Below are 1,971 nucleotides of genomic sequence, written 5' to 3'. Positions count from 1 at the left end.
AACCGTCAAACTCTCTCATCCGACGCTCAAGCTCGGCAATATCCTTCGAAGCTGCGAGGTGTTCATCACGGCGGGTCCGGTGGAAATTTCTCAGCCACTGGTCGAGGCGTTCTAATAGGAACGTCAAAAGCATACGTACACCCGATTCGGTTGATGGCTATTCAAGGTTTCGTTGGCGGAAACGCTTTACCGTTGTGCACGCAGAAGCTCTTCTGGCACTGCACGGTATTCCCGAATGGTAGATAGCAATTGACGGCGTTCCCTTGAGGTCAGTATGTGATGCGGGCGACTCTCATTCAATCGAGTGGATGCATCGAAGCATGCCAAACGTACAGCGTTTCATGCCACGCCGGGCGACTGATTTCTTTTGTGTTCGTTGTCGTGCGGACTGACAGGACCGGGCAGATACTGCCTGGACGTCTATCGGTTGAAATTCCCGGTCATCATGCGGTCTGAATCCATGCAAAGTGAAAGTATGGGTTGGGCGACAACTGTCCCTGGACAAACGATGAATGCCGCGTAGCGCATGTGTGACCGCGTTGGGTCGGCTAGCTGCTGTTCGCCTTGCATCGAGGACCGGCCGTAACGGGGTCGTGTGCGGCCGATCGCCGGCAGGCAGTAAGCGGCCAACGATGGGCGGTCGTCACCCGCAGTCCACGGGCCGTTGCTCATCCCGTGACAGACACTCCCGGTATTTTGATGGTCGACCTTCACGGGTCGAGCGGGATCAACTGAGCAACCGCCTGCCTCGTGAACGCAGAAAACCGAATGGTTCGATAGCCTGGTTGCCCGGCAATTTCTGCATCTGGCCTCGCCTGTCGTGTCATCGATAGCGGCGGTTCAAACGTTAGAAGGGGGACAGTCGCTACCGCGACCAACGAAGGTCCGACATCTTTATTACATTCCACCTCAATGTATCTTTCCGCGTGAATACGATCCAAATGCCATTTTCTATCGTTTCCATTACAAGGATCGGAGCGCTCGCCGCGTCGCTGTGCGGCATGCTGGCCATAGCGAATTGCGCGAATGCCGCGGATAGCGTAATCGTGCTCGATTCCGGTGAAGCGCAACTGACGCTGATCGACGAGGCCACGCACAAAATCATCGGCACGGAGCCGACCGGCAAGGAACCACATCATCTGATGATCACGCCCGACGGCCGCTCCCTGATCGTTGCTGATTCGGTGTCGAACAACCTGATGCTCGTCGACCCGCACACCGGCAAGTTGCAGCGCATTGTGGAGGGCGTCGAAGATCCGTATCAACTCGGCTTCTCTCCGGATCGCAAATGGTTCGTCACGGCTGCGCTGCGCATGGACCGCGTCGACATTTACCGATATGACGGTACGAATATGGCGCTGGTCAAGCATATCGAACTGGCGAAGACACCCAGCCACATGACGTTCGCTTCCGACAACCGCACCGTGTTCGTCACGCTACAGGATTCCGGCGAACTCGCAGCGATCGATCTGCCGACCCAGAAAGTGCTTTGGAAAATGCACGTGGGCAATGAACCCGCAGGTCTGTGGTTGACTCCCGGTGACCACTACCTGCTGGTCGGCATGACTGGCGAAGACGATGTGGCCGTGGTGGACTGGCACAAGCAGCAGATCGTCAAGAAGATCCACACGGGCCGTGGCGCGCACAACTTCCGCAACCTCGTCGACGGCAAGCATGTAGTGGTCTCCAATCGCGTCGACAGCACCATCAGCATCATCGACTACACCACGCTCACCAATGCCGGCGATATCACCGGCTTGATGCCCGGGCCCGACGATATGGAACTAACTCCCGACAAGCGCTATCTATGGGTGGGATTCCGCTTCGCGAAGCATGTGGGCATCATCGATCTGACCACCCGCAAGCTGATCGATACCATTGCGGTGGGCCGCTCGCCGCACGGCATTTTTTTCGACAACCGTGCGCCGGTCGTGGCGCCTAATCCAGACTAGGCGGGGCAAGTCCTCTGAA

Annotated in this window: 2 protein-coding genes; one reads left to right on the top strand and one right to left on the bottom strand. The window is 57.2% G+C overall.

All coding sequences use genetic code 11. The features are described 5' to 3' along the window. The coding region (locus tag P0D73_RS46315) for a DUF3563 family protein (RefSeq protein ID WP_408183697.1) at positions 1 to 133 on the bottom strand (133 nt) is incomplete at its 3' end. Positions 134 to 1,001: 868 nt separating this feature from the next. Between P0D73_RS46315 and P0D73_RS46310 the strand changes: the two genes are divergently transcribed. Further along, complete coding sequence (locus P0D73_RS46310) at positions 1,002 to 1,952, top strand: YncE family protein (RefSeq protein ID WP_408320910.1); 951 nt, start codon at positions 1,002 to 1,004, stop codon at positions 1,950 to 1,952. Positions 1,953 to 1,971 lie beyond the last annotated feature (19 nt).

The sequence above is a fragment of the Paraburkholderia sp. RL18-101-BIB-B genome, from assembly GCF_046026985.1.
In the GTDB taxonomy this organism is placed as follows: Bacteria; Pseudomonadota; Gammaproteobacteria; order Burkholderiales; family Burkholderiaceae; genus Paraburkholderia.
The sequence above is the reverse complement of the archived record's forward strand: the minus strand, read 5'-3'. Positions and strand labels throughout refer to the sequence as shown.